The organism is Streptomyces niphimycinicus, from assembly GCF_018883605.1.
GTDB lineage: Bacteria > Actinomycetota > Actinomycetes > Streptomycetales > Streptomycetaceae > Streptomyces > Streptomyces niphimycinicus.
Genome location: NZ_JAHLEM010000061.1, coordinates 1 through 20,046, shown reverse-complemented (window position 1 = coordinate 20,046; position 20,046 = coordinate 1). Strand labels below are relative to the sequence as shown.

The following is a 20,046-nucleotide window of genomic DNA, read 5'->3' as shown; positions in this document are numbered from 1 at the left end:
GGGGATCAGATGAACGAGGACCGCAGAGAGCGACAACACGCCCCAGGCCCGGAGGGCGCGGACGGGGGTCCGGCCCTCACCCTGCGGGTGCATCAGAACAAGTACCTGCCCGCCTCGGCGGGCCGCACCGAGATGCACGCCATCGTCAGCGTGCGGGCCCGCGGCCTGGGCCCGGCGGCGGCCCGTACCGCCGCCTCGGAGGTCATCGTCATCGACTGCTCGATGTCGATGAGCTGGCCGCCGACGAAGATCGCGGCGGCGCGGCGGGCCACCGCCACCGCGGTCGGCATACTCCGCGACGGCACCCGTTTCGCGATCGTCGAGGGCACCGAACAGGCCCAGGTCGTCTATCCGTTCACCGGCGGTATGGCGGTCGCGGGGCCCGACACCAAGGCCGCCGCCGCCCGGGTCGCGGCGCGGCTGCCCGCGGTCGGCGGCACCGCGATCGGCTCCTGGCTGGATCTCGCCCGCCGGCTCCATCTGCGGCAGCCCGCCGCGATCCAGCACACCCTGCTGCTCACCGACGGCCGCAATGAGCACGACCCGCCCGGCTATCTGGACAAGGTGCTGGACGCGTGTGCCCCGCATTTCACCTGTGACGCGCGCGGTATCGGGGACGGCTGGGACGCCGCCGAGCTGAAGCGGATCGCGCGCCGGCTGCACGGCCGGGCCGATGCGGTGCTGGAGGACGCCGCGCTGGCCGCCGAGTTCGAGGAGATGGTCTCCGCCTCGATGGCCAAGGCGCTGGCCGGGGTGCGGATCCGGATCCGCGCCCGGGCGGGCAGCCGGGTCGGCTTCGTCAAGCAGGTGCACCCCACCCGGGTGGACGTCACCGACGAGGGTGTCCGCCCCGATGAGCGCACCTGGGAGTGGACCACCAAGGCGTGGGGAGACGAGACCCGCGAGTACCAGGTGTCGGTGCTCGCCGATCCGCGCGGCGATCCGACGGGCGACGACGTCGAGCTGGCCGGCGTGGAGCTGGTGGTGGAGGGCGACACCGCGCTGCCGCCGCCCGAGCCCGAGTCCGTGCTGGTCCAGTGGACGGACGATGTGCTGCTTTCGTCCCGGATCGACCCCCGGCTGGCGCACTACGACGCCGATTCCGAGCTCGGCCACGCCATCACCGCGGGCTGCGACGCATATGAGGCGGGTGACCGGAAGCGGGCCCGCCGCCAGTGGGGGCGTGCCGTCCAGCTCGCCCATCAGCTCGGCAGCGAGAAGATGCTGGCCCGGCTGAGCGGGCTGGTCCATATCGTCGAAGCCGCCACCGGCGAGGTGCGGATCCGCGAGCCCATCCGGCCGCTGGACCTCAACTCGGCGATCATCGTGTCGGAGGAGAGCGTCCACTTCGTGGGGGCGGAGCGCCCGAGGGCCGCCGCGCCGCCCGCCGCGGATGTCATCTGCCCGGCCTGCGGGCGCCGGGCGCCCGCCACCGCCGAGTTCTGCCAGCAGTGCGACACTCCGCTCGACGCCGAACCTCAGCTCGACGCCGAACCTCCGCTCAGCACCGAGCCTCCGCTCAACGCCGAACCGGGCGGTGCGACATGAGCGGCACCCGAGCCTTCCTGGTGCGCCGGCTGATCGCCCTGCTGGTGGTCACGGCGCTGGCCGTGGCCGCGCTGCTGGCCGCGTACTTCGGCGTCAGCCGCAACTCCGCGGCGGTGACCGACCGGTCCACCCCGGCGATACTCCAGGTCGCCGCCGCAGTCGATGCGCTGGACGCGTCCTACGACGAGGCGAAGCGCAGCATCTCCAGCCCCACCGCGGAGTTCGAGGGGCTCAGCGAGGAGTACCGCAATCAGTTGTCGACGGCCAAGCAGAGCCTGGCCCAGGTGTCCAAGAGCACCATCGGGGGCGAGTCGGCGCGCGGGTCACTGCGCACCACGGCGGCGTTGGTGACGTCCTATGGCGACACCATCGAGCAGGCGTACGCCAGCCGCGACAACCCGACGCTCAAGAATGCCTACCTGGGGTATGCCGACTCCATCCTGCGGCATGACCAAAGCGGCATCCTCGACCGCCTGGAGGCGGTGCAGAAGCGGCAGTTCAATGTGCTCGACGACCAGACCTCCTTCGGCTGGCTGCTGTCGTTCGCCTGGTGGCTGCTGGTGCCGGGGCTGTTCCTGACGCTGGCGGCGCTGCTGGTGCACACCCAGCGCTTTCTGCGGCACCGCTTCCGGCGGCTGGTCAACCCCTGGCTGGCGGCGGCGACCGCGCTGCTCGTCGCGCTGCTGCCGCTGGCCGTCTTCACGTATCAGACCCAGGACCGGCTGGAGTCGGCCGGGGCCAGCCTGACCCGACCGGATATCGGCCACACCGGCGGCCCCACCGCCAGAAAGGTGGCGAGGACGATGCGGAGCGCGCACTGGCAGGCCGGTGCGGTCGGCTGGATACCCGTGGGCGGCGCCGTGCTGGCCGCACTGATCCTGGTCGGTCTTCAGCCGCGTATCGACGAGTACCGGTTCCAGCCCCGATGAGCGCGGCGAAGCGGTCCGGCCAGGCCACGGCCACGGTCCTCGGGCTGTGGATGGTGCTGCTGTGTGTCGTGGGCGCCGGCGATACGAGCGGCTGGCAGTCGCGCGGCAGCGTCAGCGTGCTCGCGTCCTGGACCGGCCCCGAGGGCGATGGGTTCCGGGAGCTGCTGGACACGTTCACCCGGCGCACCGGCGTCCATGTCGACTATCAGGGCACGACCGCGCTGCGCGAGGTGCTGTCCTCGGAGGTGGCCTCCGGAACGCCGCCCGATATCGCCGTGCTGCCGAGCTCCGGCGAGCTGGCCGCCTACGCCGGCCAGCGCCAGCTCACCCCGCTGGACCAAGTGATCCCGAGCCGGGAGCGCACGGCGTACGGGCAGCTTTGGACACCCCGGCTGAGCGCCAACGGGCCGGTGTACGGCATCGCGGTCAAGGCCGATCTCAAGAGCATCGTGTGGTACGACCGTGACCGCCGCCGCCCGGGCACACTGGCCGCCCTCTCCACCGACGGCCGCCAGTGGTGTGTGGGTATGGGCGACGACGCGACCTCCGGGTGGCCGGGCACCGACTGGATCGAGGATCTGCTGCTCCAGCAGCAGGGCAGATCCGTCTACCAGGACTGGGCGACCGGCGGGCTGCCGTGGACGGACCCGCGGATGCGGCGGGCCTGGGAAAGCTGGGGTGCGCTCTTCGGCAGGGACACCGCGCGCACCGCGCTGATCACCGACTTCCGCAAGGCCGGGAGCAAGCTGTTCGACGCCGACCCGCCGTGCGCACTGGAGCATCAGGGGTCGTTCATCCGCAGCGGCTACCCCCACCCGGAGAAGGCGGACTTCACCTTCTCCCGCAGCCTGCTCCCCGATGCCGACCGTGGCTCCACCGCCCGGGAGGTATCAGGGGACTTCGCCGCGATGTTCCGTGACACCCCGCAGGCACAGGAGCTGATGCGCTATCTGGTCTCGGCCGACGCCCAGCGGACCTGGGGCCGGGGGACCGCCACCAAGAGCACCCACCCGTTCTTCGCCAACCCCGACGTCCCGCTCGACGCCCAGGGTGACGACGAGGTGGACCGGAACATCGCGAAGACCCTCCGGGACTCGGCCTCGCTGTGCCTGGACGCCTCGGACGCCATGCCCACCCGGATGCGGCTCGCCTTCCAGCGCGCCGCACTGACCTACCTCAGCGACACCACCCGGCAGCCGGACGGGCTGCTGCGCAGCCTGGAGAAGGTCCGCCAGGGCCTGCGCGGCGCCCGCGACCAGCCCTGGCTGCCAAGGGTCTGCGGCTCGCCGGGCCCGGCTCGGTGACCCAGGGCCGGTCCCATGGGCCCAGGCTCGAGTACCCGGGCTCATGGGCCCGGCTCAGGGAGCCATCTCGTCCGGGCAGGGGGTGCCGCGCGGAAGCTGGTACTTGCCCGTTATCCGGTAGACGCCGGGCCGGGGGGCGTGCAGCACCGTCCACTCGTCCTCCGGCTGGCCCTCCTCACCGCCCTGGGTCTGCTTGGTGAGGCAGCCCTCGCGGTTGACCGGAAGCTGATCGTCCTCCCCCTTCGGGGCCCGGACGCTGTTCCCGTCGTCGTCCACCAGGCCCAGCCACGGCGAGTACGGGATGCGGATGAGCACCGGGCCCTTGGAGCGGACCGACACCACGAGCTGGTCGGCGCCCGCACGCTGCACGGTGGCGGGCGGATCGGCGATCTGCGTCGGATCCTTGACCTCGTACAGCTTCCAGTTGGCGTCGGACCAGACCTGGCTCAGATACGGCAGCTTGGTGCCGAGCAGCTCGGCCTCCTGCTCCGCCGCGGTGTCCGGGTCGTCCGCGGGCAGCACCACATAGTGCACCGCCCAGCGCTTGAGCCATTCGTGGTAGCTGGCCGGGGTCAGGGTGTCATCGCCGTAGAAGATCGGGTTCCGGTCGATGTCGCGCTGGCGGTTCCAGCCGCGCGCCAGATTGACGTACGGGGCGAGCGCGGAGGACTCGCGATGGCTGCGCACCGGAACCACCTCGACCCGGCCCCGGTCGGCCTTCGCCCGCTTGAGCCGGTCGACCAGCGGCGCCAGCTCACGGGCCCAGGACGCCGAGGGGGTGGTGTGGATGACGTCGTCGGCGGTCTTGACCCCCTGCCACACCGTGACGGTCGCGAGCGCCAGCACCAGGACGGTCCAGCGGCGGCCCGCGGGCGTGGAGCGCAGCTCGGCGCGCGGGGGCTTGCGCAGGGCGGGCAGCACGGCGATCAGCACCACCCCGCCGAAGATCATGCCGAGGCGGGAGATATTTGTGCCGATCTGGGAGGGAATCACCCAGGTGAGCACCACCCCGAAGCAGTAGAGCCCGGCCCCGACCCGCACCGTCGACCAGGTGCGCGGCACGCACATCAGCACGGCGGCGCCGCTGATGAACGGCAGGATCACCGACCCGAAGCCCATCGGCTGCTCACCGGAGAACGGGAACAGCCACGCCGACAGGCCGACCACCAGCGCGGGCGTGATCCCCAGCGCGTACGCGGCGGGGCGCCGCTTGGTCAGCCACAGACCGGCGGCCACAACGCCCACGAACAGACCGGCCACCGGGCTGGACATGGTCGACAGCGCGGCCAGCAGGGCGGCCAGTACGAACCGTCCCGTCTTGTGGTGCCAGCGCCGGGACCGCCACCTGCGCGGCCAGGCGAAGATCACGGCCACCGCCGCGAGCCCGAACATCGCGCCGAGCCCGAAGGTCACCCGGCCCGAGATGGCGTTGCAAGTCAGCGCGAACGCGCCGTACAGGGCGGGCCACAACGGCCGCCGCACGACACGGCTGCGCACCAGCAGCAGCGCGAGCAGCCCGGCGGACAGCGTCCCCGCGATCACCATCGTCGAGCGGACGCCGAGGACCGCCATCAGATAGGGCGAGATGACGCTGTACGAGACCGGGTGCATCCCGCCGTACCAGGCCAGGTTGTACGCCGAGTCCGGATGCTGGAGGGCGAACTCCGCCCAGGCGTCCTGCGCGGCGAGGTCACCGCCGCTGTTCGCCAGCAGCGCCACCCACAGCAGATGCAGCAGCGCGGCGGCGGCAAGCGAGGCGCACACAGGATGGCGCAGAGCCGTCCGGGCGCGCTGGAGCAGCCCGCCGGAAGCGGCCTGCCCGCTCTCACGCTCCGCCTCGGCCGGGTCCGTCGGCTCGGCCGACCAGCGCTGCGTGGGTACGCGTATTCGTGCGGCGGTGCTCTCCTCCGAGCCCCCGCCTTCATCGGCCCGTGTCGGATCCACGGTGGTCACTGCGGCTCTCCCCGTCTTCCCCCGAGGTCTGCCCCATCGTCCTCAACCCCGCACCGGATCACTCCGGTTCGCATGCGGCGGGTCCAGGCCGGGGACCCATCGACGCTAGCACGCGCGGGCGGCCCCCAGCCGCGTCGGGCCCCGGCGGCGTTTCGCGCCGGGGCCGCGTCGCTCGTCCCCTTAGCCCACTTCCCCGCCGGGTCAGCCGATACGGGTCAGTTTCGCGCCGAACGAGGGCTCGGACAGGTCATTCTTCAGGGCCACCGGCGCCGTGAGCTGTCCGGGGCCCGTGCCCACGGTCACCTCGCCGACGACCGTACCCGCCTTGGCGGAGTGCGGCACCTTCTTACCGCCGTCACCGATCTTGATGTCGACCCCCAGACCGGACCAGCCGACCGCCTTCAGATCCTTGGTGGCGACGACCGGCGTGGTGCCGCCGAGCCCGTCGTCGACCTGGCCGACCACATCACCCTTCTTGATGACGGTGGCCGAGGTGAGGGCGTCCTGGAGGGTGCTGATCAGCTTGTAGCTGTTGGTCTGCGCGAGCTGGAGGCTGGCGTCCAGCGTGGTGGTCGCGCGCTGTTCGAGAACGACACCGAGGATCCGCTGCTTCTTGCCGTCGATCGTCCGTACGGCGGCCCACATCAGCGCACCGCCGGCCGGAGTGGACGAACCGGTCTTGATACCGATCACACCCGGCTTCACCAGCAGATTGTTGTTGTTGTAGATCCGGTCGTCGAGCCCCGGGATCTCGGTGTTGGGCGTCGCCACGACCGCCCGGAACGCCTCGGACTGCATCGCCGCCTTGGCCAGCTTGAGCTGGTCGGCCGCGGTGGACTTGGTGGACTCCTTGAGGCCGCTGGGGTCGGTGTAGGTGGTCTGCTTCATCCCCAGGTCCCCGGCCGCGTCGTTCATCTTCTTCACGAACGCGTCCAGCGACCCGGCGTCCCAGCGGGCGAGCAGCCGGGCGATGTTGTTGCTGGAGTTGATCAGCAGCAACTGGAGGAGCTGATGCTGGGTGAAGGTCTGCCCCTTCTTGACCGCCGCCCGCGACTCGTCGGCGGACTTGGCCTCCTCGGCCGCCTGCGCGTCGATCGTGATCTTCGGGCCCTCCGCGCCGGCCTTCAGCGGATGGTGCTTGAGCACCACATAGGCCGTCATGACCTTGGTGACGCTGGCGATCGGCACGGGCTTCTGATCCCCGGAGGTGCCCAGGCTGCCCACGCCCTCGACCTCCGCGGCCGACTGCCCCTGGCCGGGCCACGGCAGGGACAGCTCGCCACCGCCGAAGCGGTAGGAGGAGTCGGCGGTGAGCTTCAGCGCCGGCTCCGGCAGCGGCCGCAGCGCCTGGACGACACCCAGGATGATCACGAGCAGCGCGGCCAGCGGCGTCCAGATCTTGACCCGGCGGACCGCCGTCCGCATCGGCGTCTCGGGCTTGGGCGGCGTGTTGGTGAGCTGCGCCAGCAGGTCGAGCGGCGCGGGCTGCTTGCCGTCCGAGGTCATCGGCGGCAGCGGCTGCTGCTTGGTCCGCTCGGCCTCGGGGATGGCGGCCGGCGGGGCGGCGGGGGCCGAGGAGGCGGCGGGCGCGGCGGGCGCCGTAGGCGCGGCGGAGGGCTTCGACGGGGCCGGGTCGTCGGGGGAGCGCAGCGGTACGAACTTGCTGGTCCGCTCGTTGTCCGACTCGGCGGCGGGCTTCTTGGCGGGCGCCTTCTCGGACGCCTTCGCGTCGGAGGGCCGCTCGGCGGTCTTGGCGTCGGACGCCTTCTCGGACGCCTTCTTGTCTGCCGGGGGGCTGACCGCCTTGAAGGCGGTGGTCGGCTGGTCGACGCCCTTCTTGCCGCCCTTTCCGGGCTTCTCCGGGAGCACGCCGAAGGCGGCCGTCGCGCGGTCGACCGGCTTGCCGGAGGCGTCATCGTCCGCATCGGACGCGGCGGCCTTCTCGGACGCGGCGGCCTTCTCGGACGCGCCCGCGGGCTCGGCCTCCTCGGCCTCCTTCTTCTTGTCCTCGTCCTCAGCCTTGGGCTTCACCGTGCGGAAGACAGCCGTCCGCTGATCGGCCGACGGCTTTGACGGCTCGTCGCCGTCCTCGTCACCCCCGGCCTCGGACGCGTCTTCAGCCTTCGCGTCGCCGTCCGTCTTCTGCTTCACCGTACGGAAGACAGCCGTCCGCTGATCGGCCGACGGCTTTGACGGCTCGTCGCCGTCCTCGTCACCCCCGGCCTCGGACGCGTCTTCAGCCTTCGCGTCGGCGTCAGCCTTGGGCTTGACCGTACGGAAGGCGGCGGTCCGCTGGTCCACGGACGACTCCGACGACTCGTCGCCGCCCTCGTCACCCTCAGCCTTCGCGTCGCCGTCCGTCTTCTGCTTCACCGTACGGAAGACAGCCGTCCGCTGATCGGCCGACGGCTTTGACGGCTCGTCGCCGTCCTCGTCACCCCCGGCCTCGGACGCGTCTTCAGCCTTCGCGTCGCCGTCCGTCTTCTGCTTCACCGTCCGGAAGACAGCCGTCCGCTGATCGGCCGACGGCTTTGACGGCTCGTCGCCGTCCTCATCCGCCTCAGCCTCGGCTTCGGCCTCCGCATCGGCCTCGGGCGCGCCCCCAGCCGTTACGTCGGCATCGGCGCCACCGGCGCCATCCGCGTCCGCTTCCGGCTCCACGTCCGACTCGGACGCATCCCCCTTGCCCGATTCACCCGCCGCACCGGAATCCGTCTCCGGCTCGTCCTTCGCCTCCGACGTCCCGGAACCTTCGCCCCGTTCACCATCGCGAACACCAGAAACGTTTGCATCGTCCCCGTCGGCCACCGGTGCCTCCGGTTCCGCTTCAGCCTCCGCTTTGCCCCTTGTCCCGGAGGCCGCCTCGGAGGTCACATCGGGCTCGTCGGGAGCCGACTGCGGCTCACCGGAACCCGACCGGAGGTCGTCGGACACGACGGCGACCGCCGTCGAGCCCTGGGCCGCCTCCGCTTCGCGCGAGATCGCGAGCCGCGGATCGCTTTCTCCCCTAGCCGTCTCCCCCGACGACTTCTGCTGATCCGACCTGCCGGGGGACTCGCCCGCCACCGATGCCTCCTCGATATGTGTCGCGGGACGCCCTACGCCCCATGGCGTCACGTCCCGCAGCCCAAGCTCTACCAGTGTCCTGTGTGTCCGGCACGCGATGGCGCAACGCCACAGCCGGAGAGCGTCTTCAGGTGCCCGCCCACCCGCTAGACGAGAAAGACATACCTACTGGTTCCCACCCAAACCCCCCAGGCACTCTCGACAGACCAATGTGAGAGGGGTCACCCTGTCATTCATCCACGCGGGGAGGCATGGATGGGCAGGAGCCGCAGAACCATTCCGGAGGAGCTTCTGCTGCTCGCTTTGGACCCGACCACGGGTACCACGGCGCAGCCGCAGTCGCTCGACCTGGGTCTTGCCGGGGCACAGCTAGTGGAGCTGGCCCTGGCCGGACGGATAGCCCCTGACGGGGATCGTATCGCCGTGGTGCTGCCACGGCCGACCGGAGATCCGACTCTGGACTCCGCACTGGAGTTGCTGCGCCGACGCGGCAGCCCGGTGCGCGCGGTCCACTGGATCGGCGGGCCCCGGCTGGGGCTGCGCCAGACGTACCTCACGCACCTGGAGCGTTGCGGCATGGTGCATGCCGTGGCGGGCCAGATGTGTGGCGTACTGCCGACGACGCGCTACCAGGCGACGGACACGGCGATCAGCCGGGAGATCAGGTCCCGGCTGGACAGCGCGATCCGCACCGGCGTACCGCCGGACCCGCGGACCGCCGCGCTCGCCGCCCTGGCCCACGCGGTCGGGCTCGGCAAGCACCTGTATCCCGGGAACGAGGGGCGTTCCTCGCGCTCCAGGCTCCGGGATCTGATCCGGCACGACCCGATGGGCGGTCTGGTGGCGCACGCCGTGATGGACGTGCAGAACGGTGTCGCGGCGCAGCCACGGCGCGCACCGGCCCCGGGCCGACAGGCGGGAACAGGCGCCGCGGCGGAGCCCGCGGCCGGCGTTCCGGCCCAGCCGTCCCGCCGCGGGAGCATGGCCCGCGTCGGAGCGCGCTGAGGCCCCTTCGGGGCGCTACCACACCACCACGTACAACCAGCCCGTCGAACGCACCAACAGCCCGTCAGCGGGGCGGCGGAGACCGTTCCCGGCACCGTCCGGGGCGGAGCGCCACCATCCGGCTCCGGGCAGCACCCAGCACCACACACGCTCCACCGACCGCACCGCAGTCCCCACTGACCCGGTTCGGGAGCCGCTGAAGCGCGCGGGGTGGTGGGACGGCCGATTTGGACGACCGGCCGCCCCGCCGCCCCGCGCGCGCGTTCGTCCATCGTGGTGCGGCCGCCTTTGTGCGGCCATTTCCCAGCGCGCCCCCGTCCGGTAGTGGCAGGCTGCTGAACAGCAGAAATCAGCAGCACGAAGCCGGAGGTGCACGTCCTGTGACATCGAACGTCGGCCCCACTGTCCGGCGACGCCGGTTGGGCCAGGAGCTGCGCAGACTCCGCCAGGAGAAGGGCATGACGGCGGAGGAGGTGGCGGAGGAGCTGATGGTCTCCCAGTCGAAGATCAGCCGACTGGAGAACGGGCGCCGCAGCATCAGCCAGCGCGATGTGCGCGACCTGTGCCGCACCTACAAGGTGGAGGACAAGGCGCTGGTCGATTCCCTGATGCAAATGGCGAAGGAGTCGCGTCAGCAGGGTTGGTGGAACGCGTTCGGCGATGTGCCGTACAGCGTCTACATCGGTTTCGAGACGGACGCGGCGTCCCTGCGGGTCTATGAACCGCAGGTGCTCCCCGGCCTCTTGCAGACACCGGATTACGCGGAGGCGGTGATCAGCGGCGCCCTCCCGGAGGCCCCGCAGGACCAGATCGCCCAGCGGGTCCAGGTCCGGCTCAGGCGCCAGGAACGGATCACCGATCCGCTGGCCCCGCTGCGGCTGTGGGCGGTCGTGGACGAGGCGGCGATGCGCCGGGTGGTCGGCAACTCGATGATCATGAGCGATCAGCTCGACTATCTGGTCCGGATGAGCCACGAGCCCCATGTGACGGTGCAGGCGCTTCCGTTCGACATGGGATCGCATCCGGGGATGAGCGGGCAGTTCACCATCCTGGAGTTCTCGGACGAGTCGGACACCAGCGTCGTCTATCTGGAGGGCGTGACCAGCGACCTGTATCTGGAGAAGCTCAGCGATGTGCAGAGCTACAGCATGATGTACGAGCATCTGCGGGCCCAGGCGCTGAACGCGGATCAGAGCCGCCAGTTCATCACCGAGATGGCCCAGGAACACGCCCGCCGGCACCAGGAGGAGGGCGCGGCCCCGGCGGACTGACGGGGGGCGGACTGACGGGGGAACGAAACACTCCGGCGCGAACGATGAGGGGCGGAGGCTACACCTCCGCACCGTGCTGCGGAAGGGGCCACGGGAATATGCCATCCGGTCGAGTGAATGGCCCGCTTTCCGGACGATGTTGCCGAGTAACGTCGGTGACGCCTCCAAACGGGGGTGGGTCTCATCAACAAAACGCATCGGAGCAATCGTGTCCATTCAGCAGGGAAAGACGAGCATGTGGGTGAAATCCTCGTACTCGGCCGGAAACGGCGCTTGCGTGGAAATCGCCTCCCCGGTCGCCAGCGAGATCGCCGTGCGCGATTCCAAGGACCCCCAGGGACCGACGCTCAGCTTCGCCCCCGCATCGTGGTCGGCCTTTGTGTCCGACGTCAGCCGTGGCGCCTTCGACCTCGGCTGATTGACCTGGCACCCGACCGCGGCAGCGCGGTCGGCGGCACAGGGCCGCAAGCCTGTAACCGAGCCCTCTCGACCGGTCGCCGTCCCTGCCGAGAGGGCTCCGGGCGTTTCCGGGGCATTCCCGCGTCGCCGCTTCAGCGGAGTTCTGCCACGTATTGGTCCGTACCGGGAATCGTCGGAATGAACGGCGCCATGAATTCCACCCGGCCGAGACCGGCATCGGCCACCTCGGCGTCGAGACCGATGAAACAGCGCTCCCAGCATTCCCGGGGATCGGACTGGAGGAACCAGAGCAGGGTCAGCCGGGTGTCGACTCCCTCGACCTGCTTCACATACGCCATCCGGTCCGACGGCAGCGGGGTCGGCCGGAACACCGTGACCATCGCGGCGGGCGAGCCCGCGAGCCGGCGCGGCAGATGTCTGGACCGGAGCCAGGTGAGCAGTTCCTCCCGCTGCTCCGGGCTCTCGGCCTCGATCACCTCCAGCGCCAGCCCGGCATAGGGGTGGTCCAGCGCGTGGTGATCGCGCGGACCGGCCGCCCCGTCCCGGTAGACGGTGGCCTCGTGGTCCTGGAAGGCGGTGAAGACATGCGTACGGTCCTGGTAGACCCGCCCGTCCCGGAGCAGCCGCTTGTTGATCCCGACCGTCCACCGCATATGGTCCGCGTAGCGCCCCTCGGTGAGCCAGTAGACGGAGAGGTAGCAGCCGGCGGTGACCGGCCGGGCGATCGCCGACTTCTCCGGATAGCGCAGCAGTTGCAGTTCGCGGGTGGCGACCCAGCGGCGGCCCGCGTAGATCCACGGCATGGCCATGGCGCCCGCGATGAAGTGGTCGTCCTCGTACCAGCGGTTGTAGGCGTACTCATGGCCCGGATGCGGCTCGACCATCGTGATCAGGGCATGCCCCGGGCGCACTCCGTACGGGCCGACGGAGGCCAGTTCCGCGTACGCGTCGCTTGTCATGCCCCCCAGGTTTAGCTGACGCGACGTCAGTTGGGGAGGGGGACGTCCGTATCAAGTGCGCGGAATCGGACGGCGGAGACACGGCCGGGACTGGCCTTCCGCCGGAGCCCAACCACTGCCGCGCTCTGGCCATCTGCGGGCCGCACCCCTAATCTGACGCGACGCCGGATACGGGAGGTGCCGCCATGCCGCTGGAGGACAGGACCGTCGTCGTCTCCGGGGTCGGGCCCGGGCTGGGGGCCCGGGTGGTGGCCGCGTGCGTCCGGGACGGGGCGCGGGTGGTGATGGGGGCGCGGACCGAGGAGCGGCTGCCGAAGGTGGCGGAGGAGGTCGATCCGGGCGGTGAGCGCACCGCCTGGCGGCCGACCGATATCGCGGACGAGGAGCAGTGCGAGGCCCTCGCCGCGCTCGCCCTGGACCGCTTCGGCCGGATCGACGCCGTCGTCCATGTGGCCGCGCTGGACAGCCACTTCGGCGGGCTGGAGGACGCCGACTTCACGTCCTGGGCCCAGGTGGTGGACATCAATCTCTTCGGGACGCTGCGGATGACCCGCGCCTGTCTGCCCGCGCTCAAACGGAACGGCGGCTCGGTGGTGCTGATCGGCACCCAGTCGTCGTCCGCCGCCCCCACCAAGGTGCGCCAGACCGCGTACGCCGCCTCCAAGGGCGCGCTGACCTCCACCATGTACGCGCTGGCGCGCGAGCTGGGTCCGCACCGGATACGGGTCAACACCGTGCAGCCCGGCTGGATGTGGGGGCCGCCGGTGCGCGCGTATGTGGCCTTCACGGCACAGACCGAAGGGGTGAGCGAGGCCGAGGTGCTGGCCCGGCTCACGGATGGGATGGCCCTGCCCGAGCTGGCGACGGACGGGGATGTGGCGGAGGCCGCGGTGTTCCTGGCCTCCGACCGGGCCCGGGCGATCACCGGACAGTCGCTGCTGGTGAACGCCGGTGAACTGATGCGTTAGCGCGACTCCTGTCCGGCCTTTCGGGATCCCGCTCCCGTACGACCCATCGTTCGGTGGGCGTGCGTCTGACGAAGTGCCCGATCATCGTGGGTTCACGAACAGGCGAACGACAACGCCCCGTCAGGTCAAGAAAGAGTAAATTCGTTCTTCTTTCTGATCTGCGTTCACACTCGTGACCCGTAGAACCCTTGACCGGTCACCCGAGCGAGCGGTTCAATCCCGGAAGTACCCCGCTCCCGCTCGGGGGAACCGCCCATGACGAACGTCGCGGCGAAGTGCGCTCCCGTTCATATGGCGGACCCCTGGAGGGGACATGAACAGTCTCGACTGGGTTGTACTGATCGGCTACTTCGGTGTCATGGTCGGCATCGGCCTCTGGTCGCACAAGCGCGTGGACAACGTCAGCGACTTCTTCACGGCCGGCGGCAAGATGCCCTGGTGGCTGTCCGGAATCTCGCACCACATGTCCGGCTACAGCGCGGTGATGTTCACGGGATACGCGGCCATCGCCTACCAATACGGCATCACTTCCTATGTCACCTGGTCCTTCCCGATCGCCATCGGCATCGCGATCGGCGCCAGCCTCTTCGCTCCGCGCCTCAACCGGGTGCGCAGCAGGCTGAAGGTGGCCTCGCCGCTCGAATACCTGAAGAACCGCTACAACCTCCCCACCCAGCAGGCGCTGGCCTGGTCCGGGGTGCTGTTGAAGATCGTCGACGTGGGCGCCAAGTGGGCGGCCATCGCCACCCTGTTGTCCATCTTCACCGGCGTCTCGCTCAACCAGGGCATCCTGATCACGGGCGTGGTCACCGCCATCTACTGCACGGTGGGCGGGCTGTGGGCGGACGCGCTGACCGAACTCGGCCAGTTCATCATCCAGTTCATCGCGGGCATCGCGATGCTGATCGCGGTGCTCAATGAGCTGGACGGCTTCTCGACCTTCTGGACCGTCTGGGACGACCTGCCCAGCAGCCACCACGAGCCCACCGTCGGCCCGTACACCTTGATCTTCCTGCTCGCCTACCTCTTCATCAAGACCTTCGAGTACAACGGCGGCATGTGGAACCAGGCGCAGCGCTATATGGCGACCGACAGCGCCCACTCCGCCAAGCGCTCGGCCCGCCTTTCGGCCATCCTGTGGTTCGTCTGGCCGCTGGTCCTGTTCTTCCCCATGTGGGTCGCGCCCCTGATCATCAAGACGGACAAGCCCGCCGACTCCTACGCCGAGATGGCCGAGCATCTGCTGCCGCACGGTCTGCTGGGGCTGGTGATCGTCGGCTTCTTCTCGCACACCATGGCGATGTGCTCCTCGGACGCCAACGCGATCGCGGCGGTGGTGACGCGGGACATCATGCCCGCGATCTTCAAGTCCGTCCGGGAATGGTCCTCCCGCACCGGGCTGCTCGCGGCCCGCTACACCACCCTGCTGTTCCTGGCCCTGTCCATGGGCATCGCCACCCAGGTCAACTCGGACTTCTTCGGCGACATCATCACCGTGGTGATCAAGTGGGTGGCCGGGCTGATGGGGCCGATCGCGATCCCGCTGATGCTGGGCATGCTGCGCGCCTTCCGGAAGTCGGGGCCGACGGCGGCGCTGGTGAGCTGGGCCATGGGTCTGATCGCCTTCTACCTGGTCAACTACCCGATCAACGACGCGATCGACGGAGGCGTGAACCTGGAGTACCAGATCTCCGTCCCGCTCGCGGTCTCGCTCGTGCTCTTCATCGTCATCGGCTACATCAAGCCGGAGGACACCCCGGAGCGCGATGCCATCCTCGCCTCGCTCAACTCGGATGACGACGGGCCGGGTTCGGCGAGCGCCGCACTGTCGGAGCCCGAGCAGGGCGCGACCGGCCGGAAGTCGGTCGCGGGCGCCACGGACTGACGCCCTCCGCACGGCGGCCACGATCCGGGCCGCCGGTCACCACCCATCGCGGGGTGACCGGCGACCCGGTTCCATCTACGGGTTCGCGCCGGTCGTCAGATCGCACTGCATGAGGTGGGTGTCGATCCAGCGTCCGTGCTTATGGCCGACACCGGCCAGCTTGCCCGCCGGGGTGAAGCCGAAGCGCCGGTGCAGGGCGGCCGAGGCGTCGCTGCCGGAGTCGGCGATGACCGCGACGACCTGCCGTACGCCCGCCTCGGCGCAGCGGGTGAGCAGGGCACCGAGCAGCGCGGCCCCCAGCCCCGCGCCGGTCCGGCCGGGGGCGAGGTAGATGGTGTTCTCGGCGGTGCGGCGGTAGGCGGGCTTGGGGCGCCAGGGCCCGGCGTAGGCGTATCCGGCGACCGTACGGCCGGTGCCCTCGGGGACCTCGGCGACCAGGAACGGCAGGCCCCGGTCGGTCAGGTCCGCCAGCCGCCGCGCCCAGTCGTCGACGGTGGGCGGGATCTCCTCGAAGGTGACGACGGTCTCGGTGACGTAGTGGCTGAAGATCGCGGCGATGGCGCCCAGGTCGGCGTGGGTGGCGTCACGTATGACGGCGGTGGAGGCAGGCACCGGCCCACCTTACGGCCAACGGCCCTGGAGGGGAGCGGCCGCCTTACGGTCGTCCCGGCCCCGGCGACGGGGCAGAAGTGGAATGTGGTGCGGGAGTGGCGTTCTGGAGATCCATGCTGTCCAGGCAACCTCTCCTCCACCTGGCGTCCACATCCGGAACGTACGATGGGCGGCCGTCCGAGCCGACCGCCATCGATCGCACCACCCCTGGGCCCGACTCGCCCCGCCCCGAGCGAGCCACGGTCCCCGGGGACCTCTGGAGCCCCCGTGACCGCCATACAGACGATCACCGACTCCCGGATCCACCGGGCCCGCGCCTTCGTACTGCGCCGGCCGGTGCTGTGTGCGGCGGTCTTCTGCCTGCTCTCCTTCACCGGGTTCTGGATCGCACAGCGGGCCGCCGAGGTGACGATGGTCGATCTGCTGGTCTATCGCGCCGAGGGATGGACCGTACGCAATGCCCAGGATCTTTATGACATGCGGGCGACTCAGCACAATCTTCCCAATACCTATCCGCCGTTCGCGGCGCTGATCTTCACCCCGCTCACCGTGCTGGGCACGGGCGCCCTGCGGACCTTCGGGACGGCCGTCAACCTCGGCCTGATGGTCGCGGTGGCCCATCTGTCGCTACGGCTGATCGATCCGCCCGTCCGGGTGCCGCGACCGGCCGCCGTCCTGGCCCTGGCCGCCGTGGCGGTGTGGTGTGAGCCGGTGTGGACGACCCTGCGCTACGGGCAGATCAATCTGCTGATCACGGCGCTGGTGCTATGGGATCTGACCCGCCGGGCGGGCCACCGCTGGGCCGGGGCCGGGACCGGCATCGCCACCGGGATCAAGCTGACCCCGGGGCTCTTCGTGGTCTTCCTGGGGCTCGCCGGACTCTGCCTCGGCCTCCGTCGGCTGCGGGCGGCCGGGGCGGCCCGGAGGCGGGCCGAGCCCGGCGGCGGGCCGCCCCGGCGCCGCTTCCTCAACGACCATCTGCGGCGTGCGGCCGTCGCGACCGCCGCCTTCGCCCTTACGGTCGCGTTCTCGGCCCTGGCGCTGCCGCATGACTCCCGGCGCTTCTGGACCGAGGTCCTCTTCGCGACCGACCGCCCCGGCGATGTCGAGGGCGCGGGCAACCAGAACCTCAAGGGCGCCCTCGCCCGCATCCTGCACACCCCCGACCCGGGCACGTGGTGGCTCATGGCGGCCGCGCTGGTGGGCTGTGTGGGCCTGGCCACGGCGGTCGCCGCCCAGCTCGCCGACGACGGCCGGCTGCCGAACGCCCGCGCCTGGGCCGCCCTGACCTGCGCCGTGACCGCCCTCATGGTCAGCCCGGTCTCCTGGTCGCACCACTGGGTGTGGGCCGTTCCGATGGTCCTGCTGCTCGCGGTGGAGGCGGTGCGGCGGCGCACGGCGGGCTGGACGGCCTGGACGGTGGTGACCGGGCTGCTGTTCTGCTCCTTCATGGTCTGGTACGCGCCCCACAGCAGGCCGACCCGGGTGGAACTCCACCAGAACCCCGCCCAGATGCTCCTCACCGCCGTCTACCCGCTGATCGGCATCGCCTTCCTGGCCGTGGCCGGGTATCTGACCCTGCGCGCCGTAAGGCGCCCATGGGAGGGGAGCGGGACCGTACGGCCGCAGCCGGCCACCGCCGGTACGGATGCGGCGCGGCGGCGGCCGGAACGGACCTACGCGCGCGGGTAGCGGGTGAGCCAGGCCGGGGAGGAGCTGCCCGGGCCGTGCAGCGCGGGGCCCTGGGTCATCTCCATGGCGAAGTCGTCGGCCAGCTCCAGGATCGTGCCGCGCCCCTCGACCTCCGCCAGCCAGGCGGGCGGCAGCGCCGTCTCGCCGTGCAGCGCGCCCAGCAGATTGCCGCAGATGGCCGCCGTGGAGTCGCTGTCCCCGCCGTGGTTGACCGCGAGCAGCAGCCCATGGCGGACGTCCTCGGCGACCAGCGCGCAGTACAGGCCCATCGCCAGGGCCTCCTCGCCGGTCCAGCCCTGGCCCAGGGACGCGACGCGCTCGGGGGTCGGCAGGCCCTGCCGTACGGCGCCCAGCGCGTACCGCAGCGCGTTGGTGGTCTCCTCGTGGCCGGGGCGGGTGGCCAGATGGGCGAGGGCGCGCTGGACGGCTCCGTCCAGCGCCTCGCCGCGCGCGAGGCCGTGCACGATGAGGGCGAAGGCACCGGCCGCGAGATAGCCGGTCGGGTGGCCGTGGGTCTGCGCCGCGCATTCGATGGCCAGTTGGAAGACCAACTGCGGCTCCCAGCCCACCAGCAGTCCGAAGGGGGCGGAGCGCATCACGGCGCCGCATCCCTTGGAGTCGGGGTTCTTGGGCGCCTCCAGGGTGCCCATGGTGTCGTCGGCGAGCGCGGTGATACAGGCCCGGCCCGGGGAGCGCTGGGCGTACAGCCACTCCTCGCGGGCCAGCCAGCCGGCGTCCTTACGGCGCTCATCGGGGCCCCAGTCGCGCTGGGTGGAGTACCAGCGGCGGTGTGCGGAGTGGATGTCGGTGGGCGGATGCCAGGCTCCCGTGTCGCGGCGCACCTGCGCCCGTATCAGCCCGTCCACCGTGAACAGGGTCATCTGGGTGTCGTCGGTGACCCGTCCACGACCGCCATAGGCGGGCAGGAAGTCCGTCACGCCCTCGGCTCCGTGCGCCGCCCTGATCTCGTCCAGCGAGGCGAACTCGACGGCCGCCCCCAGCGCGTCCCCGATGGCCCCGCCGAGCAGACAGCCGCGCACCCGGCTGCGGAAGTCCTGCTGTTCGGCGCGGCCCCATACGCCGGTCGCTGCGCTGGCGGTTGCGGTCACGACCTATGCCTCTTTTCTTCGCTGCGTGAATGGCCCTGAACTGTCTTTGAACTGTAATGGACATCGAATGATCGCCTCTTGGCCGCCGAGGAATGTGAAGGCGTCATCACGGAGAAGACGACGGATGGACGCATTCCGAAAATGCGAATTCCCTCACCGAATGTCGTATGCGCTCCGAGCCGTTATCCGAGCGCCGCCGGTCCGGGCTCCAGGGCCGTGCGAAGCTCGGTGAGCGGCGCGCGGAGGGCGGCGAGCAGGGCGGGATCCGGCCCGGGTATCGGGGCGAGCTCGTCCAGGGCGCGCACGGCGTCGTCGACGACCTGCCAGTACGGCCGGGTGGCGGCCAGCTCCGCCACGAGACGCTGCGCCCCGGCCCCGTCCCCGAGGGCGGCCCTGCTGATGATCGGGGCGGCCACCCGGGCCTGTGCGTCCCATTGGCCGCCGTGCTCCTCCAGGAGCGCTTCGAAAGCGGCCCACGGCCCGCGCGCCTCGACGAGACCGGCCATGCCGCTCACCAGCATCGCGTACTCGAAGGCGAGGTCGAGGTCCTGGTCCGCCAGGGCCGCCGCCCGTGCGATGTCCGCGGCGGCCTCGGCGTACCGGCCCGCCAGGCGGTGGCATCTGGCCCTGGACTCCAGCGCGAGCGAGCTGTCGGGGCGGAGCCCGAGCACCCGGTCCAGATCGGCGAGGGCGGCCTTCGCGTCCCGCCGGTAAGGCGGAGGGCGACCTCGATCACCTGCTCGTCGGCCACGCACTTGGCCGTCAGCAACTGCCGGGCCCCGCCTCTGTGAACGGGACCAGGGGGAGGTCCACGACGAGGTCGGCGTAGTCGGCCCAGCAGCGCGGGGCGAGCGTGCTCTGTCCCGCGAGGGTCATCACCGCGTTGACCGGGAGCGAGCGGTAGGCCCTCGAACATCACCAGGATTCCCGGAGGATGCCCCAGCCTTCAGGCCGGGAAGGAACCGGTGTCGCGCGTAGCGGGACAGGAGAAGCCGGATTCCCGCTGGGCGATCGGGCGCCCACCACGGGAGAGCTGAGGGCGACCTCCAGGAGGTGAAGGCTCCCGGAGTTGAGGGACCGCCGGTCGGCAGCGGCTTGGTCGGTCACCCGTTCGGGTAGGTCTGCCGGGATGCGGCGTGAGAAACGAACCGTGACGCTACGTTGGCGACATGATGACGCCAAGTGAAGCCGACGAGGCCGGGCACGCCCGGTATACGTACCGGCTTCGCGTGTCGTCCACCGCCCGTACGACGCTGCTGGCGGAATGGGACCGGTGCCGGTGGATCTGGAACGAATGCGTCGCCAAGTCCAGGGCCACCCACCTG

The 20,046-nt window shown here is 70.8% G+C and carries 15 protein-coding genes and 1 pseudogene; 10 read left to right on the top strand and 6 right to left on the bottom strand.

The window, feature by feature from the left end; translation table 11 throughout:
* Nucleotides 1–9: 9 nt before the first annotated feature.
* The 3 genes from KN815_RS07775 to KN815_RS07765 are packed head-to-tail and all read left to right on the top strand — an operon-like array spanning nt 10 to nt 3,781.
* Complete coding sequence (locus KN815_RS07775; RefSeq protein WP_253208819.1) at nt 10–1,548, top strand: vWA domain-containing protein; 1,539 nt, start codon at nt 10–12, stop codon at nt 1,546–1,548.
* A complete protein-coding gene (locus tag KN815_RS07770; protein WP_216341006.1) occupies nt 1,545–2,477 on the top strand; it encodes a GlnX family signal transduction membrane protein in 933 nt (310 codons plus the stop codon). Before KN815_RS07775 ends, KN815_RS07770 begins: the two co-directional genes overlap by 4 nt.
* Nucleotides 2,474–3,781: an ABC transporter substrate-binding protein gene (locus tag KN815_RS07765; RefSeq protein ID WP_216341005.1), complete on the top strand. Its 1,308-nt coding sequence runs from the start codon at nt 2,474–2,476 to the stop codon at nt 3,779–3,781. Before KN815_RS07770 ends, KN815_RS07765 begins: the two co-directional genes overlap by 4 nt.
* Nucleotides 3,782–3,835: 54 nt before the next feature.
* On the opposite strand, the gene KN815_RS07760 is transcribed toward KN815_RS07765, so the two are convergent.
* Together KN815_RS07760 and KN815_RS07755 are read right to left on the bottom strand one after the other, a co-directional pair.
* Nucleotides 3,836–5,734 carry a DUF8823 domain-containing protein gene (locus tag KN815_RS07760; protein WP_216341004.1) on the bottom strand — a complete coding sequence of 633 codons (1,899 nt, stop codon included), beginning with the start codon at nt 5,732–5,734 and terminating at the stop codon, nt 3,836–3,838.
* 201 nt (nt 5,735–5,935) lie between these two features.
* The gene (locus KN815_RS07755; protein ID WP_216341003.1) at nt 5,936–8,800 is read right to left on the bottom strand and encodes a D-alanyl-D-alanine carboxypeptidase; all 2,865 of its coding nucleotides are present in this window, start codon (nt 8,798–8,800) and stop codon (nt 5,936–5,938) included.
* A 255-nt stretch (nt 8,801–9,055) separates the two neighbouring features.
* On the opposite strand from KN815_RS07755, the gene KN815_RS07750 reads away from it, so the two are divergent.
* The 3 genes from KN815_RS07750 (at nt 9,056) to KN815_RS07740 (ending at nt 11,494) form a co-directional block, all read left to right on the top strand.
* A complete protein-coding gene (locus KN815_RS07750; RefSeq protein WP_216341002.1) occupies nt 9,056–9,805 on the top strand; it encodes a GOLPH3/VPS74 family protein in 750 nt (249 codons plus the stop codon).
* 380 nt (nt 9,806–10,185) lie between these two features.
* Nucleotides 10,186–11,076: a helix-turn-helix domain-containing protein gene (locus tag KN815_RS07745; RefSeq protein ID WP_216341001.1), complete on the top strand. Its 891-nt coding sequence runs from the start codon at nt 10,186–10,188 to the stop codon at nt 11,074–11,076.
* A 208-nt stretch (nt 11,077–11,284) separates the two neighbouring features.
* Nucleotides 11,285–11,494, top strand: coding sequence for a DUF397 domain-containing protein (locus KN815_RS07740; RefSeq protein WP_014054302.1), 210 nt, complete (start codon nt 11,285–11,287; stop codon nt 11,492–11,494).
* Between the two features lie 133 nt (nt 11,495–11,627).
* Here KN815_RS07740 and KN815_RS07735 read toward each other — a convergent pair whose 3' ends face one another.
* Nucleotides 11,628–12,455: a hypothetical protein gene (locus KN815_RS07735; protein WP_216341000.1), complete on the bottom strand. Its 828-nt coding sequence runs from the start codon at nt 12,453–12,455 to the stop codon at nt 11,628–11,630.
* A 185-nt stretch (nt 12,456–12,640) separates the two neighbouring features.
* Here KN815_RS07735 and KN815_RS07730 point away from each other — a divergent pair, with 185 nt between their 5' ends.
* Nucleotides 12,641–13,423 (top strand): SDR family oxidoreductase, encoded by a 783-nt coding sequence (locus KN815_RS07730; RefSeq protein ID WP_216340999.1) that lies wholly within the window; start codon nt 12,641–12,643, stop codon nt 13,421–13,423.
* Nucleotides 13,424–13,736: 313 nt separating this feature from the next.
* The gene (locus tag KN815_RS07725) at nt 13,737–15,308 is read left to right on the top strand and encodes a sodium:solute symporter family protein (RefSeq protein ID WP_216340998.1); all 1,572 of its coding nucleotides are present in this window, start codon (nt 13,737–13,739) and stop codon (nt 15,306–15,308) included.
* A 75-nt stretch (nt 15,309–15,383) separates the two neighbouring features.
* On the opposite strand, the gene KN815_RS07720 is transcribed toward KN815_RS07725, so the two are convergent.
* The gene (locus KN815_RS07720; RefSeq protein WP_216340997.1) at nt 15,384–15,920 is read right to left on the bottom strand and encodes a GNAT family N-acetyltransferase; all 537 of its coding nucleotides are present in this window, start codon (nt 15,918–15,920) and stop codon (nt 15,384–15,386) included.
* Nucleotides 15,921–16,187: 267 nt separating this feature from the next.
* Here KN815_RS07720 and KN815_RS07715 point away from each other — a divergent pair, with 267 nt between their 5' ends.
* A complete protein-coding gene (locus KN815_RS07715) occupies nt 16,188–17,612 on the top strand; it encodes a glycosyltransferase 87 family protein (RefSeq protein ID WP_216340996.1) in 1,425 nt (474 codons plus the stop codon).
* Here the strand turns inward: KN815_RS07715 and KN815_RS07710 are convergent.
* Nucleotides 17,597–18,721, bottom strand: a complete 1,125-nt coding sequence (locus tag KN815_RS07710) for an ADP-ribosylglycohydrolase family protein (RefSeq protein WP_211124131.1) — start codon at nt 18,719–18,721, stop codon at nt 17,597–17,599. The two genes, KN815_RS07715 and KN815_RS07710, sit on opposite strands and share 16 nt — an antisense overlap.
* Nucleotides 18,722–18,903: 182 nt before the next feature.
* The gene (locus KN815_RS07705) at nt 18,904–19,476 is read right to left on the bottom strand and encodes a hypothetical protein (protein ID WP_216340995.1); all 573 of its coding nucleotides are present in this window, start codon (nt 19,474–19,476) and stop codon (nt 18,904–18,906) included.
* A gap of 417 nt (nt 19,477–19,893) precedes the next feature.
* Between KN815_RS07705 and KN815_RS50115 the strand changes: the two are divergent.
* Nucleotides 19,894–20,046, top strand: a pseudogene (locus tag KN815_RS50115) (RNA-guided endonuclease TnpB family protein); the annotation flags it as partial.

What these genes read in the sequence shown, in the direction of transcription:
- KN815_RS07725 (WP_216340998.1), top strand. Translation starts at nt 13,737, where the DNA reads ATGAACAGTCTCGACTGGGTTGTACTGATCGGCTACTTCGGTGTCATG.
- KN815_RS07730 (WP_216340999.1), top strand. Translation starts at nt 12,641, where the DNA reads ATGCCGCTGGAGGACAGGACCGTCGTCGTCTCCGGGGTCGGGCCCGGG.
- KN815_RS07765 (WP_216341005.1), top strand. Translation starts at nt 2,474, where the DNA reads ATGAGCGCGGCGAAGCGGTCCGGCCAGGCCACGGCCACGGTCCTCGGG.
- KN815_RS07735 (WP_216341000.1), bottom strand. Translation starts at nt 12,455, where the DNA reads ATGACAAGCGACGCGTACGCGGAACTGGCCTCCGTCGGCCCGTACGGA.
- KN815_RS07775 (WP_253208819.1), top strand. Translation starts at nt 10, where the DNA reads ATGAACGAGGACCGCAGAGAGCGACAACACGCCCCAGGCCCGGAGGGC.
- KN815_RS07750 (WP_216341002.1), top strand. Translation starts at nt 9,056, where the DNA reads ATGGGCAGGAGCCGCAGAACCATTCCGGAGGAGCTTCTGCTGCTCGCT.
- KN815_RS07770 (WP_216341006.1), top strand. Translation starts at nt 1,545, where the DNA reads ATGAGCGGCACCCGAGCCTTCCTGGTGCGCCGGCTGATCGCCCTGCTG.